The organism is Pseudomonas sp. R4-34-07 (assembly GCF_003852375.1).
In the GTDB taxonomy this organism is placed as follows: Bacteria; Pseudomonadota; Gammaproteobacteria; order Pseudomonadales; family Pseudomonadaceae; genus Aquipseudomonas.
This window is the reverse complement of record NZ_CP027760.1, coordinates 639,717-654,308: the sequence shown is the minus strand read 5'-3', so window position 1 is coordinate 654,308 and position 14,592 is coordinate 639,717. Positions and strand designations below refer to the sequence as shown.

Below are 14,592 nucleotides of genomic sequence, written 5' to 3'. Positions count from 1 at the left end.
ATCATGCAAGCCGTACAGCGTGAGATTGCGCAGCAGCTCAAGGTGCAAGCGCCGTTCAAAGACCAGGCCGCCCTTGAGGCAGAAGTCGCCAGGCGCGTGGCCTTTATCCAGGACTGCCTGCGCAATTCCGGGCTCAAGTCGTTGGTACTGGGCATCAGTGGCGGTGTCGACTCCCTCACCGCAGGCCTGTTGGCCCAGCGCGCCGTGCAGGAACTGCGCTCCAGCAGCGGCGACGAGGCCTATCGGTTTATCGCCGTGCGCCTGCCCTACGAAACCCAGTTCGACGAACTCGAAGCCCAGGCGTCGGTGGACTTCATCGAGCCGGACGAGCGCCATACCGTCAACATCGGCCCGGCGGTCAAAGCCCTGGCCAATGAAGTCGCGGCGTTCGAGGGCAAACCGGTGGCCTCCCGCGACTTCGTGCTGGGCAACACCAAGGCGCGCATGCGCATGGTCGCGCAGTACACCATCGCGGGCGCGGCCGGTGGGCTGGTGATCGGTACCGACCATGCGGCGGAAGCGGTGATGGGCTTTTTCACCAAGTTCGGTGATGGTGCCTGCGACTTGGCGCCGCTGAGCGGGCTGGTGAAAAACCAGGTGCGGGCGATTGCGCGGCATTTCGGCGCGCCGGAGTCGTTGGTGGAGAAAGTGCCGACCGCCGACCTGGAAGACCTGTCGCCGGGCAAGCCGGACGAAGCGTCACATGGCGTGACCTATGCCGAGATCGATGCATTCCTGCACGGCGAGCCGGTGCGTGAGGAGGCGTTCAGGATTATTTGCGAGACGTACCGCAAGACTGAGCACAAGCGGGTGATGCCGTTTGCGCCTTGAGGTGAGGCAGAGGGTTTTGCGTTGATTGTCAGAATGCCATCGGGGGCAAGCCCCCTCCCACACTTTGATTTGTGAATACATTCAAATGTGGGAGGGGGCTTGCTCCCGATGAACGATAACGCGGTGTTACTTCAGGACCACGGCACCTTTCATCATCGAGATGTGGCCGGGGAACGAGCAGAAGAAGCTGTACTTCTCATCGGCTTTCAGCTTGGAGACGTCGAAGGTCACCGAATCTTTCTCGCCAGCACCAATGATCTTGGTGTGGGCGATGATGCGGTCATCACCGGCTTTCAGATAATCCTTATCGATACCTGCAGCCATACCGTCAGTAGCCACAGTCTGCATGTTGGCTTCAGTGGTCAGCACCCAGTTATGCCCCATCACGTTCTTGGGCAGGCTGCCAGAGTGAGTCAGCTCGACGGTGAACTGCTTGCAGCTCTTGTCGATTTCAATCGCTTTGGTGTTGAAAGACATCTGGTCGGTGGAGTCGACAGTGACCTTGCACTCTGCGGCAAGCAACTGGCCGCTAGCCAGAGTCAGCAGGGAAACAGCAACGAGTTTGGCGAACATGTGAATCTCCAAGGCAGGGTTGAATAACGCGTATTGCGACAAGGGTGCCTCATTCAGGCGTGAGTTCTTATGATCTGCATCAACAGATTGTATACAACTTTAGGCTATCAGACTGATCAATACAATCTACCAGCCACCGTCGCGGCAACCGAATATGATCGGCCCATCCCCCCTTGGAGCCTGAGCCATGCACCTCAATCAACTGTTCAACGGCCTGCTGGCCGCTTACGCCAGCGGTAAGTGAAGGCCAAGCGCGCTGCTAAGCTGCTACCATAGCGACCCAAGGCAGCCGCGCGCCGCCCACCCTCACCTTCGTACCCTAGAGGATCGCCCATGGCCAAACCTAATTACTCCTTCGCCAAACGTCAGAGAGACTTGGCCAAGGAACAGAAGAAAGAGGAAAAGCTGCAACGCAAGAAAGCCGCTGCAGATGAAGAAGCGGGTGCACTGAACCCGGATGCGGAAGGTGAAGTGGCAGCAGACGAGACTGAAACCCCGAAAGACCCGGCTGAATAATTGATCGTTCCCACGCTCTGCGTGGGAATGCAGCCTTGGACTTTTCGCGTCCCGGCGCACAGTGACGCTGAGCTTCACCGCAGGCGTTCCCACGCAGAGCGTGGGAACGATCCCGTTACATCAGCGGCATCACCGTCACCCGCACCTCCGGGTCATGGCTCCCTCCTCCCAGGATCACCCCTCGCAACGGCGACACATCGGAAAAATCCCGGCCCCACGCCAGGGTGATGTGCTCCAGCGCCGGCTGCACATTATTCGTTGGATCGAAGTCTACCCAGCCCGACTCCGGGCAGAACACCGACACCCATGCATGCGACGCATCGGCGCCGATCAGCCGTGGCTGGCCGGGCGGTGGCTGGGTCAGCAGGTAGCCGCTGATATAGCGTGCCGCCAGCCCCCGCGAACGCAGGCAGGCGAGCATCAGGTGGGCGAAGTCCTGGCACACGCCGCGACGGCGCTCCAGCACTTCCACCAGCGGCGTGGCGACCTGCGTGGCTTCGGCATCAAAGGTGAATTCGCTGAAGATCTTGTGCATCAACGCCTGCACGCCTATCAACAACGGCGCGCCAGGCGGGAAGCAGCTTTCGGAGAATTCGACGAAGGTTTTTTTCAGATGCACGTAGGGCGATTCGAAGCGGTAGCGGCAGGCTTCGATCACCTCCAGCGACAGCGGTTGGCTGCTGTAGGTGAGGCTGTCACGGGTGCGGTCCCACGGCGGCGATTGCCAAAAGTCCAACGCGGGTCGCGCCAGCACTTCCACGGTCAGCCCGGCATTGACCAGCAGTTCATCATGGGGCCGCTCGAACGCCACGCGCGTGATCGGGTTGCCGAACACGTCCAGTTCATCGCGGCGTGAAGAAGGCGGCGGGCTGATATCCAGGGTTTGCCAGGTGCAGCGTTGCCACGCACAGGGCCGTGGCCATAAATGCGCCAGCTGCTGGGCCAGGGACACCGGGCTGTCGTAGTGATAATGGGTGTCATGGAAAATCTGATAGCGCGCACTCATCACACCGACACCGTTTGCTGGCTGACATCATCCACATGGGCAAAGTGACGCAAGGCCAGGCGATCCGACACTTGCCCACTCTCATCGGCCACCGCTTGCAGCAGGTCGGCCAGGCCGTCCAACGCGGCGCGCACGCTGGCTTCGCCGAACAGCGGGTTCTCCAGGCACCCCAGGTCGAAGCGCGCCAACTGCTCCACCAACGGCCCCAGGCCGGTTTCCCGTGGCACGCCGAAATCATCGTTCAAGCGCCGCAAGGTACGGCTCACCAGTTTCAGCTGGAACAGCACCGCATGGGGGTTCTGCTCGTCGAGCAACAGCAGGTCGAGCACCGGAATCAGTTGCGGCACTGCGAGGTAACGCGAGCGGTAGGTGATGCTGCTGTTGCCCAGCTCCAGCAACCACTCCAACCCCGCCTGATCGAATACCGCCACACCGCGCAGGAACGCGGCAAGGCTGCTGCTGAGAAACTGCAGGCGCTCGATACGCCGCCCCATCATCAAGAAGCGCCAGCCTTCATCGCGGGTCATATCGTCCAGGGCAAACCCCGACAGCGCCGCCAGGGACATCACCAGGCGGTTGAGGAAATCCAGCAACTCGCCGAAGTCCGGGGTTTCGCTCTCCAATTGCAGGGCTTCGCGTTGCAGCTCCACCAGGGCCTGCCAGTTTTCCCGGGACAACTTGCCGCGCACCTGGGACGCCGCCCACTGCAAGCGCTGCAGATTGGCGCGCAGGCTCGACGGCCAATCATCGCCGAGCAACGCGGCCAGCAAGCGTTCGGGAAGCGCCCCTTCATCCGGCAACAATCGCAGGCTCTCACCCAGCTCCACCGCCGCCTGCAGCGCCAACGGATCGTCGCCGTCGACATAGCGCGCCAGCACGATACGCAGCCAGCGCGCGCTGTCATCACAGCGCTCGCAATAACGCCCAAACCAGAACAGGTTTTCTACCACGCGTGACGGCAGATACGGATCGCGGCGCACCAGGTCGTGTGCGCCGATCGCGCGCTGGGCGCGCCATTGCTCGCCACCGGGGGCACGCTCGCCGAGTACCCAGGTGTCCTTGCTCGCACCGCCGCGCTGCATCGACACCACTTCGGCGTCGGCGTCGGCGGCCACGCGGGTCAAGCCGCCGGGCAGTACGCGGTAGCCGTCGTCACTGGCCACGGCGTACACGCGCATGCCGATGGCGCGGTGTTGCAAGTGGTCATCCACGGTGTGCCACACCGGCGCCTGGGACAGCTGCGCCAACTCCTGGGCGACGTAGGCGTAGGGCCGCGCGCGCATGCGTTCGGCCAGGGCCTGGCGTTGTTCGGCGTTCAGGTCGCGCCCGAATACCGGGGCAAAACTCTGCGAGGGGAACGCCGGTTTGATCAGCAACTGCGGCAGCTTTTCCAGCGCCTCGGCCAGCACCGGCGCCTCACCGCACCACCAGGTGGCGATGGACGGCAGGATCAGTTGTTCACCAAATAAAAACTCGTTGATCTTCGGCAGGAAACCGAGCAGCCCCGGCGACTCCAGCACGCCGCTGCCCAGGGCATTGGCCACCAGCACATTGCCTTGGCGCACGGCATCGAGCAGGCCGGGTACGCCGAGGGCCGAATCGGTGCGCAGCTCCAGGGGGTCGCAAAAGTCGTCGTCCAGGCGACGCATGATCGCGTTGACGCGGCGCAGGCCACTGAGGGTCTTGAGGAACACCGTGCTGTCACGCACGGTGAGGTCGCCGCCTTCCACCAGCGGGTAACCGAGCTGACGGGCGAGGTAGAGATGTTCGAAATAGCTTTCGTTGAAGCGCCCCGGCGTGAGCAATACGATCAGCGGCGGCTGGTCATCGCCGGGCGCCTGGCGGGCCAGGGTGTCCTGGAGGGTGCGGAAGAAACCGGTGAGGTGTTGCACCTGCAGGTCACGGTACAGATCCGGGAAGGCGCGGGACACGATGGTACGGTTTTCCAGGGCGTAGCCGGCGCCCGACGGGGCTTGGGTTCGGTCGGCGGTCACCCACCAGCGACCATCCGGCGTGCGGGCCAGGTCCACGGCGAACAGGTGCAGAAAGGTCCCGTCCGGCGGCTGGATACCCTGGCACGGCCAGAGAAAGTTGTTGTGGCCAAAGACCAGCTCGGCGGGCAGCAGGCCTTCTTTGATCAGGCGCTGCGGGCCATAGAGGTCGGCGAGGACGGCATTGAGCAGACGCGCCCGCTGGGCGATACCGGCCGACAGGTGCTGCCACTCATCAGCAGCCAGCACATGGGGCAACAGGTCCAGTTCCCACGGACGATCGGCGCCCTTGGGGTCGGCGTAGACGTTGTAGGTCACGCCGTTTTCCTGAATCTGCCGGGTCAGCAATGCCTGGCGCTGGGCCAGTTGGGCCGGCGTGCTGCGTTGCAGGTGGTCGAGCAGGCGCTGCCAATGGGCACGCACTGCGCCGCTGTCATCCAGCAGTTCGTGATAGGTGCCTGGGGTCAGGGGGTAACGGTCGAGCAAATCGGACATGGAACGCTCGGCAGAGGCAAGGGAAGTCAGGTTAACTCAACAAACACTGCAAATCCCCTGTGGGAGGGGGCTTGCTCCCGATGGCGGTGAATCAGTCAACTCATGTATCGGCTGATGCTGCGCCATCGGGAGCAAGCCCCCTCCCACATTTGGATCGCATTCAATCATTTTTATTGGGGAAGCGGCGTAAATCCAGGGTCATTGGCAATTCATCGTTCACCACTACAGTTGGCACATCCAGCTTGCCTGGACTATGCCCCAAGCGGAAAAACCGCGCCATCCGCCGGCTCTCGGCTTCATTGGCATTCACCGGCAGGCTGTCGTAATTGCGCCCGCCCGGATGGGCCACATGATACTGGCAGCCGCCCAGCGAACGCTGCATCCAGGTGTCCAGCAGGTCGAACACCAGCGGCGCATGTACGGCGATGGTCGGTTGCAGGCAGTTGGACGGTTGCCAGGCGCGGTAACGCACGCCGGCGACGAACTCGCCGATGCGGCCGGTGGGCTGCAGCGGTACCGGGATGCCATTGCAGGTCAGCAGATAGCGTTGCGGCGGCAAGCCGCTCAATTTCACCTGCAGGCGTTCCAGGGACGAATCCACATACCGTACCGTGCCGCCCACCGCGCCCTCCTCGCCCAGCACATGCCAGGGTTCCAGGGCCTGGCGCAGTTCCAGCTCGATACCACTGACGGCATAGTCGCCGACCTTGGGGAAACGGAATTCCAGGTGCGCGGCAAACCACTCGGCGCGCAGCGGATAACCGGCGGCGTTGAGCTCGACGATCACATCCGCGAAATCCTGTTCGATAAAGTGCGGCAGCAAATAGCGGTCATGCAGTTCGGTGCCCCAGCGCGCCAGCTTCGGTGGCGCGTAAGGTTCACGCCAGAAACGAGCGACCAGCGCCCGCAACAGCAACTGCTGGGTGAGGCTCATGCGCGCATGGGGCGGCATTTCAAATGCGCGCAGTTCCAGCAAGCCCAGACGGCCGGTGGCGCCGTCGGGAGAATAGAGTTTGTCGATGCAGAACTCGGCACGATGGGTATTGCCCGTCACGTCGATCAGCAGGTTGCGCAGCAGCCGGTCGACCAGCCAGGGCGGGCATTCTTCGCCCGGCGCGGGCATTTGCGCAAAGGCGATTTCCAGCTCATACAGTGCGTCGTTGCGCGCTTCATCCACCCGGGGTGCCTGGGACGTCGGGCCGATAAACAGGCCGGAAAACAGATAGGACAGCGATGGATGGTTGTGCCAGTAACTGATCAGGCTGCGCAGCAGGTCGGGCCGGCGCAGGAACGGTGAGTCCTTGGGTGTCGCGCCGCCCAACACGAAATGGTTGCCGCCGCCGGTGCCGGTGTGGCGGCCGTCGATCATGAATTTCTCGGTGGTCAGGCGGGTTTGCCGCGCCTCTTCGTAAAGAAACTCGGTGCGTTCCACCAACTCGTCCCAGGTGGCGGACGGCTGTACGTTGACCTCGATCACGCCAGGGTCCGGCGTGACGCGAAAGTTGCTCAGGCGCGTATCGGCCGGCGGCTCATAGCCCTCCAGCAACACCGGGCAATGCAGTTCTTCAGCGGTGGCCTCGATGGCCGTCACCAGCTCCAGATAGTCTTCCACGCGCTCCAGCGGCGGCATGAACAGATAGAGGCGCCCTTCCCGTGCTTCGGCACACAGCGCGGTGCGGGTCAGCCAGTCGGCGGATTCATCCAGATGTGGCGCACGCTCTTCACTCGGCGCGGGCTCACCATGGCTTTGCAGTTGCGCGGTGGTCGGCAGTTGCGGTTGATCCTGATTCGGGTCGGTCGGATGCACGAACGGATATTCCGCCGCCGTCACCCAAGGCTGCGAGGCCAACGGCAGTCGATAACCCAACGGCGAATCGCCGGGCACCAGGCGGCAGTGATTGTCGCGCAGGTACCAGCGCCCGCTCTGCCAGCGATCATTGGCGGCAGTGCGCGCCAGCGGCAGCACCTGGCCGATGATTTTATCCAAGCCTTGGCCGAAGACTTTGCGCAGGCGTTCGCGCTCCAGGTCGTCGGTTAAACGCGGGTCCTGGGCAGTGACGTTTTGCGGCAGCGCGCCTTCGCGCCACAGGTAGTAGAAATTGTCTTCGAACGCCGGAAACACAAAGCGCGCCGGCAGCTTGAGGCGTTCGGCGACGCTGGCCAGGAAGCGCCCGGCCAACGGGCCATCCGCGCCATAGTCTGCTTGCTCATCGGCGATCAGCGCACTGTTGTGCCAGATCGGCACCCCGTCGCGGCGCCAGTAGCAGTTGAGCGACCAGCGCGGCAATTGCTCGCCGGGATACCACTTGCCCTGGCCGAAGTGCACCAGGCCCTGGGGCGCGTAGTGCTTGCGCAGGCGCTGGAAAAGTTCAGCGGACAAGCGGCGCTTGTCCGGCCCCAGGGCGGCGGTGTTCCACTCGGCGCCGTCGGGGTCGTCGATGGACACGAACGTCGGTTCGCCGCCCATGGTCAGGCGCACATCGTCCCTGAGCAGGTCACCATCGATCTGCCGACCCAGGGCCTGGATCGCCAGCCACTGCTCTTCGGTGTAGGGCTTGGTGACCCGTGGGGCCTCCCAAATTCGCTCTACCGACATTTCGTGCGTGAATTCGCACGCGCACGGTTCCACCAGCCCACTGATTGGTGCGGCGGATGACGGATCGGGACTGCAAGCCAAAGGAATATGCCCTTCACCGGCGAACAACCCGGAGGTGGCATCCAGGCCGATCCAGCCGGCGCCGGGTAGATACACCTCGCACCAGGCGTGCAGGTCAGTGAAGTCCACTTCGGTACCGGAGGGGCCGTCCAGGGCTTTGACGTCGGCGGTGAGCTGGATCAGGTAGCCAGAGACAAACCGCGCTGCCAGCCCCAGGTTGCGCAGCAGTTGCACCAGCAGCCAGGCCGAATCGCGGCACGAGCCCGAGGCGTTTTCCAGGGTGAATTCCGGGGTTTGCACGCCCGGTTCCATGCGGATCAGGTAGCCGATATCGGCGGCCAGGCGCTGGTTGAGCCCGACCAGGAAATCCACGGCCGGCAACGGTGTGCGGTCGATACCGGCCAGGTAGGCGGCAAACTTCGGCGTCAGCGGCAAGATTTCCAGGTAAGGCGCCAGCTCGCGCTGCTCATCGGCGGCGTAGCTGAAAGGGATGTTCTCGGCGTAGGGCTCGAGGAAAAAGTCGAAGGGGTTGAATACCGCCATCTCGGCGACCAGATCGACTTCGATGCGCAGCTGGTCAGTCTTTTCCGGAAACACCAGGCGTGCCAGGTAGTTGCCCTGGGGGTCTTGCTGCCAGTTGATGAAATGCTGCTCGGGCAGCACTTTCAGCGCATAGGACAAAATCCGCGTGCGGCTGTGGGCAGCCGGGCGCAAGCGCACAATCTGCGGGCCGAGTTCGACAGCGCGGTCGTAGCGGTAATGCGTAACGTGGTGCAACGCGACATGAATCGACACGGCGGCCTCCTGCGAGCCAGGGCATGGGCACAACGCGCGCAAGACTTATGCCAGGGCGGCAGTCATTGCGCTTTATCGTGGAGCCCGGTGCAGTACAGCACCAAAACAACGCCATCGTACGTGCCATGGTGCAACCGCCGCACATATTTGTGGCGAACCCTTGGAGGGAGGTGGCGAATCTACCCAGTCATGGGGCCTTGTGCCTGGCGCCGAGGGCTTGGCGCAGGTGGCGAATTTCAACGAGTTTGGCGCGCATCTCGCGCTGCCCCTTGCTGTTGAGTATCAGCAGCCCGAACAGTGGAAAAACCAGCGCCAACCCATAAAGAACACGATGAGGGCCGTATTGGATCATCGGCAACACAAACAGCAGGCAGGCGACGTAGATACCGACCATCACCCATGTCCAAGAGGGTTTGCCGCGCAAGATCATAAAGTTGCTATGCACCGTCAGCAGCGTAAACACCGCCCCGGCCAGCATGATCTTGAGCCCGACTTGAGCAAGGGGCGCATCATCAAAATAGGTGACGAACGCCAGCGCCACGGCCAACGCCAATGAAAAATACGCCGCAAATACGCCGCCCAGAAACGTCAGAAAGTAATGCCTGAAAAAGTCCCGGAGCGTCATCAATTCGCCCATTCTTTTACTTCCTCGTACAGCCCGATCGCGATGGTATTGACGTTTCCGGAGTAGGCGCTCCCGCCGAACCCTACGACTGCGCTCAGGGCGTCCTTGATCTGCCAATCGTTGACCTCGGGCCTGCCACCTCAAGCGTTGTGCGGGCAAGCCATTGATGCATTGCAGCGAACTCGCGCCCGCCGCCTACCCTATCACCACGACGACGGAACTAGCGACCGCACTGAACGGCACCAGGAGGGTACCGCTGGCAATCGCAGCCCAACTGATGACAGCACCCAGACAGGAGATCCCGGTGTTCACGGCCTCGCCGATCAGCCTGGACTCTCTGGGGTGCTCATCACATGTTGAGCGAATTGTGTCGGCCGATGCTGAACAGGGGGTTGCTCATGGGGGCTCGTCCTTGAAAGGGGGTGACTGAACTGACGCTATCGGGGGCAAGCCCCCTCCCACACTTGGATGTGTGAATACATTCAAAATGTGGGAGGGGACTTGCCCTCGATAGCCGTAGGTATCTACACACTTTGGCGTAGCCCTGAACCTGTGGCGAGGGAGCTTGCTCCCGTGGCGAGCTGGCGGCCTATAGCTATCTGACTGATGCCGCGCGATCCAAATGTGGGAGGGGCGGTGCGACGATTCGACTTGCTCCCGATAGCGGCCTGACAGCCGACCAAGATGTTGGATCAAGGCGAGTACATATCCGTTGCTGCGGTAACGGCTGCTATGGGTTCCGCCCTTACGGCGGCTCACTTTTGAAAAGCGCAAAAGTAAGCAAAACGCTCTTGCCCCACCACTCGGCACCTCGCCCAGGCTCGGTGTGCCCGTAATCCGACATTGATTTGGGGGGCCGCCGCCACGCGCCATCCATGGCGCGGGGCGGCTAAACCGGCATCCCTGCCGGTTTACCCCCCAAATCAATATCGAATTCCGGCCAGCGTGGTTTAACGGGGCGCCTAGATCAAAAGCAAGATCACAAGCAAGAGCGGCTCGCTTCGCATCGTGATTACCGTAGGCTGCTACACAGTTATGTAGATACCTATGCAGTCATGGGGCCTTGTGCCTGGCGCCGACGGCTTGTCGCAGGCGCCGTATTTCAAGTAGCCGCTGACGCATTTCGCGATGGCGCTTGCTGTTGAGCAACAGCAACCCCAGCAGAGGGAATAACACCGCCGAGCCGTACACCAGGCGATTGAGGTCGTACTGAATCATCGGCAAGACGAACAACAGGCATGCGCCTAGGTATCCCGCCACCAGCTTGGCCGCCCAGGGATAGCCACGCGCGATCATCACGTTGCCAAACACCAGCACCGCCACCAGCAGCAGGATCGCAGCCCCGGAATAATTGGACTTGAGCGCTGGCTCTACCCCACGCAAATAGGTCACGCCCGCCGTGGAAACGGCAACTGAGCCGGAGAAGATCGCCATGAAAACAGTCCCCATGAACACCGGGAAATAACGGGCGAGAAAACTGCGCATATCGGGGAAGCCGCTCATTCGGTCAAATCCTCGTACAAGCCGATCGCAATGGTGCTGGCCGTACCGACATGCCCTGTTCGATAGCTACCGGTGATGCCCAACAGGCCGCCCAGCGCATCTTTCAATTGGGTCAGGGTGGCGTGACGGATTTCGGTGGAGCTGTAGCTCTTGGTCAGCTTGCCGGCGCGCTGCTGCAGCTTGAGTAACTTGGGCGTCAGGCTCGGATCGCGCAGGCTGAGCAACTCCTTGGTCAACTTCTTGCGCTCCTGACGGCTCAGGCCCTTGAGCAGTTCATACCAACTCTTACCCAACGCGGCGGCCTTGTTGGCCTTGAGCAGCCTAACCGTGGTCAAGGCCCCCGTGCCAATACCCACCAGCGAGGCCGCATCCAGGATGGGTGAAACCGCGCCATACCATTCGGCGTCGTCCATGCGGTCGTTGGCATCTGGGTCAAGCACTTCGTTATAGGTACGCGCAACACCAAACCCGCATTGGGCGCTGCTGGCCAGCGCCGCCGTAATGCCAATGCCCACGACAAAAGCGCTGGCACCGGCTGTGAACGGAACGGCGACGCTGCCGCTGAACACCACGATCCAACCGATCACCGCTGCGCCGCAGGAAAGACCCATATCAAATGCCTCCTTCTGGAGGCGCCCTTCACGGGGATCTGTCTTCACCTGTTCCACAAACTGGGCAGGCGAAATGTACTTCTGCGCCTCCCGTAAAATGATGCGCTTGGGCTTGATACTGCAAATCGGCTTGAATTCGCGCAGGGTGACCACGTTAAGGTCGGCGTCGATATAGACGACGCCAGCGCCGACGATCCCGGGGTCGCCATCGATGGCCGCAAACAGGCGCGGCAGGTTGATCTGGCTTTCAATACGTTGGCGCGCCATGAACTGGGAGCGGTTGGAGTCCATGCCGATGGTGAGCAGGGGGTTGCTCATGGGGCGTTCTTCCTTGGTTTGGGTGGGGACTGGACGGGCGCTATCGGGAGCAAGCCCCCTCCCACATTTTGAATGTATTCACAGGTCAGAATGTGGGAGGGGGCTTGCTCCCGATAGCGATCCAATGCCCGCCACCTTACCAAACAGGCTCACCACCGGCCAGAAAGCAAAACGCCAGCACTAGGCTGGCGTTTGGCATTTCAAGCCGCAATCAACGCGGCACAACCGGCTTGCGCGCAGGCTTGCCGCCTTTGCCCTTCGCCGCATCGGTACGTTCCTTCGCCGCCTGCTTGTTCCTTGCCTGGGCCGCGGCCTTGGCTTGCTCACGCTTGTCCCACGGGTTGCTGCCGTCGCTGCCACGGGGTGGCAGGCCGGTGTGCTGGGTGAGAATTTTGGTGGTGGTTTCCTTGGCGACCTTATGGCTGCCGGCCGGCGTCGAGTTCTTGCGACGGGCGCTCTGGTAGCTGTCGGTGGACGGCTGGTGCAGCGGGATCAGTTGGTCCTTGCCCGGCCCGATCAGGTCGGCGCGACCCATGCGGGTCAGCGCTTCACGCAGCATCGGCCAGCCTTTCGGGTCGTGGTAGCGCAGGAACGCCTTGTGCAGACGGCGCTGCTCCTCGCTCTTGACGATGGTCACCGCGTCGCTCTTGTAGGTGACCTTGCGCAGCGGGTTCTTGCCCGAGTGGTACATCGCGGTGGCGGTAGCCATCGGCGACGGGTAGAACGCCTGCACCTGGTCGGCGCGGAAGCCGTTGCCCTTGAGCCACAGGGCCAGGTTCATCATGTCTTCATCGGTGGTGCCGGGGTGGGCGGCGATGAAGTACGGGATCAGGTACTGCTCCTTACCCGCTTCCTTGGTGTACTTCTCGAACATGCGCTTGAACTTGTCATAGCTGCCGATGCCCGGTTTCATCATCTGGTTGAGCGGACCTTCCTCGGTGTGTTCCGGGGCGATCTTCAGGTAGCCACCCACGTGGTGGGTGACCAGCTCTTTCACATATTCCGGCGACTCGACGGCCAGGTCATAGCGCAGGCCGGAGGCAATCAGGATTTTCTTCACACCCGGCAACGCACGGGCGCTGCGGTACAGCTGGATCAAGGAGGAGTGGTCGGTGTTCAGGTTCGGGCAGATACCGGGGAACACGCACGACGGCTTGCGGCACGCGGATTCGATTTCCGGGCTCTTGCAGGCGATGCGGTACATGTTCGCGGTCGGGCCGCCGAGGTCGGAAATCACCCCGGTAAAGCCCGGCACCTTGTCGCGGATCTCTTCGATCTCGCGAATGATCGACTCTTCGGAACGGTTCTGGATGATGCGGCCTTCGTGCTCGGTGATCGAGCAGAAGGTGCAGCCGCCGAAGCAGCCACGCATGATGTTCACCGAGAAACGGATCATGTCGTAGGCCGGAATCTTCTCCTTGCCATACGCCGGATGCGGTACGCGGGCGTACGGCATGCCGAACACGTAGTCCATTTCTTCAGTGGTCATGGGAATGGGCGGCGGGTTGAACCACACGTCCACTTCACCGTGCTTCTGCACCAGGGCGCGGGCGTTGCCTGGGTTGGTTTCTAGGTGCAACACGCGGTTGGCGTGGGCGTAGAGCACCGCGTCGCCACGGACTTTTTCCACCGACGGCAGGCGGATCACGGTCTTGTCGCGGGTCATGCGCGGGCTGGCCAGGATCTGCACGACCTTGGCTTCTTCCGGATCGTCGACAGGGCCTTTCTCTTGCTCGATAGCGCAAGCCTGGGTGTCCTGGGTATTGACGTACGGGTTGATGATCTTGTCGACCTTGCCCGGACGGTCGATGCGCGTGGAGTCCACTTCGTACCAGCCGGCCGGAGTATCACGACGAATGAACGCGGTGCCGCGCACATCGGTGATGTCTTCGATCTTGTGGCCCCACGACAGGCGCTGGGCGACTTCGACAATCGCGCGCTCGGCGTTGCCATACAGCAGGATATCGGCGGTGGCGTCGATCAGGATCGAGTTGCGCACGCGGTCCTGCCAGTAGTCGTAGTGGGCGATGCGGCGCAGGGACGCTTCGATGCCGCCGAGTACGATCGGCACGTTCTTGTAGGCTTCCTTGCAGCGCTGGCTGTACACCAGGCTCGCGCGGTCCGGGCGTTTGCCGGCCATGCCGCCTGGGGTGTAGGCGTCGTCGGAACGGATTTTCTTGTCGGCGGTGTAGCGGTTGATCATCGAGTCCATGTTGCCGGCCGCGACGCCGAAAAACAGGTTCGGCTCGCCGAGCTTCATGAAGTCGTCTTTGGACTGCCAGTTTGGCTGGGCAATGATCCCGACGCGAAAGCCTTGGGACTCCAGCAGCCGGCCGATGATCGCCATGCCGAACGACGGATGGTCAACGTAGGCATCACCGGTGACGATGATGATGTCGCATGAATCCCAGCCAAGCTGATCCATCTCCTCCCTGCTCATCGGCAGGAATGGCGCAGGACCGAAACATTCGGCCCAGTACTTGGGATAGTCAAATAACGGCTTGGCTGTTTGCATGACGGTGACCGGTGTTGAGATGAAAAATCGCGGGCGCGGAATATAGCACAAATTTTGACCAATTCCGACGATAGCGGTCGGCTTTTAAGCCAGAGGCTCACGGGGCTGCAGACCACGCTCCTTTAATAGAACGCGCGGGGGCTAATCCGTTAACCGT

The 14,592-nt window shown here is 62.0% G+C and carries 10 protein-coding genes; 2 read left to right on the top strand and 8 right to left on the bottom strand.

Features of this window, described 5'->3' with window-relative positions:
• Positions 1-3 precede the first annotated feature (3 nt).
• Complete coding sequence (gene nadE / locus C4J85_RS02735; RefSeq protein WP_124408937.1) at positions 4-831, top strand: ammonia-dependent NAD(+) synthetase; 828 nt, start codon at positions 4-6, stop codon at positions 829-831.
• A 126-nt stretch (positions 832-957) separates the two neighbouring features.
• Here nadE and azu read toward each other — a convergent pair whose 3' ends face one another.
• Complete coding sequence (gene azu / locus C4J85_RS02730; protein WP_124408936.1) at positions 958-1,404, bottom strand: azurin; 447 nt, start codon at positions 1,402-1,404, stop codon at positions 958-960.
• Positions 1,405-1,737: 333 nt separating this feature from the next.
• Here azu and C4J85_RS02725 point away from each other — a divergent pair, with 333 nt between their 5' ends.
• On the top strand, positions 1,738-1,920 hold the full coding sequence (locus tag C4J85_RS02725; RefSeq protein WP_057724239.1) for a hypothetical protein: 183 nt from the start codon (positions 1,738-1,740) through the stop codon (positions 1,918-1,920).
• 115 nt (positions 1,921-2,035) lie between these two features.
• On the opposite strand, the gene C4J85_RS02720 is transcribed toward C4J85_RS02725, so the two are convergent.
• The 7 genes from C4J85_RS02720 to C4J85_RS02685 all read right to left on the bottom strand — a co-directional run bounded on the left by C4J85_RS02720 (position 2,036) and on the right by C4J85_RS02685 (position 14,435).
• Entirely contained in the window at positions 2,036-2,926 is an 891-nt protein-coding gene (locus C4J85_RS02720) for a transglutaminase family protein (RefSeq protein ID WP_124408935.1), read from the bottom strand.
• Positions 2,926-5,412 carry a circularly permuted type 2 ATP-grasp protein gene (locus C4J85_RS02715; RefSeq protein WP_124408934.1) on the bottom strand — a complete coding sequence of 829 codons (2,487 nt, stop codon included), beginning with the start codon at positions 5,410-5,412 and terminating at the stop codon, positions 2,926-2,928. The genes C4J85_RS02720 and C4J85_RS02715 overlap by 1 nt, the downstream gene beginning before the upstream one ends.
• A 160-nt stretch (positions 5,413-5,572) precedes the next feature.
• Positions 5,573-8,863, bottom strand: coding sequence for a DUF2126 domain-containing protein (locus C4J85_RS02710; RefSeq protein WP_124408933.1), 3,291 nt, complete (start codon positions 8,861-8,863; stop codon positions 5,573-5,575).
• A 187-nt stretch (positions 8,864-9,050) separates the two neighbouring features.
• Positions 9,051-9,500, bottom strand: coding sequence for a hypothetical protein (locus tag C4J85_RS02705; RefSeq protein ID WP_124408932.1), 450 nt, complete (start codon positions 9,498-9,500; stop codon positions 9,051-9,053).
• 1,041 nt (positions 9,501-10,541) lie between these two features.
• The gene (locus C4J85_RS02695) at positions 10,542-10,991 is read right to left on the bottom strand and encodes a hypothetical protein (RefSeq protein ID WP_124365635.1); all 450 of its coding nucleotides are present in this window, start codon (positions 10,989-10,991) and stop codon (positions 10,542-10,544) included.
• The gene (locus tag C4J85_RS02690) at positions 10,988-11,920 is read right to left on the bottom strand and encodes an NAD synthetase (protein WP_124408931.1); all 933 of its coding nucleotides are present in this window, start codon (positions 11,918-11,920) and stop codon (positions 10,988-10,990) included. The genes C4J85_RS02695 and C4J85_RS02690 overlap by 4 nt, the downstream gene beginning before the upstream one ends.
• Before the next feature lie 211 nt (positions 11,921-12,131).
• The gene (locus tag C4J85_RS02685) at positions 12,132-14,435 is read right to left on the bottom strand and encodes a YgiQ family radical SAM protein (protein ID WP_012721927.1); all 2,304 of its coding nucleotides are present in this window, start codon (positions 14,433-14,435) and stop codon (positions 12,132-12,134) included.
• Positions 14,436-14,592: the final 157 nt, after the last annotated feature.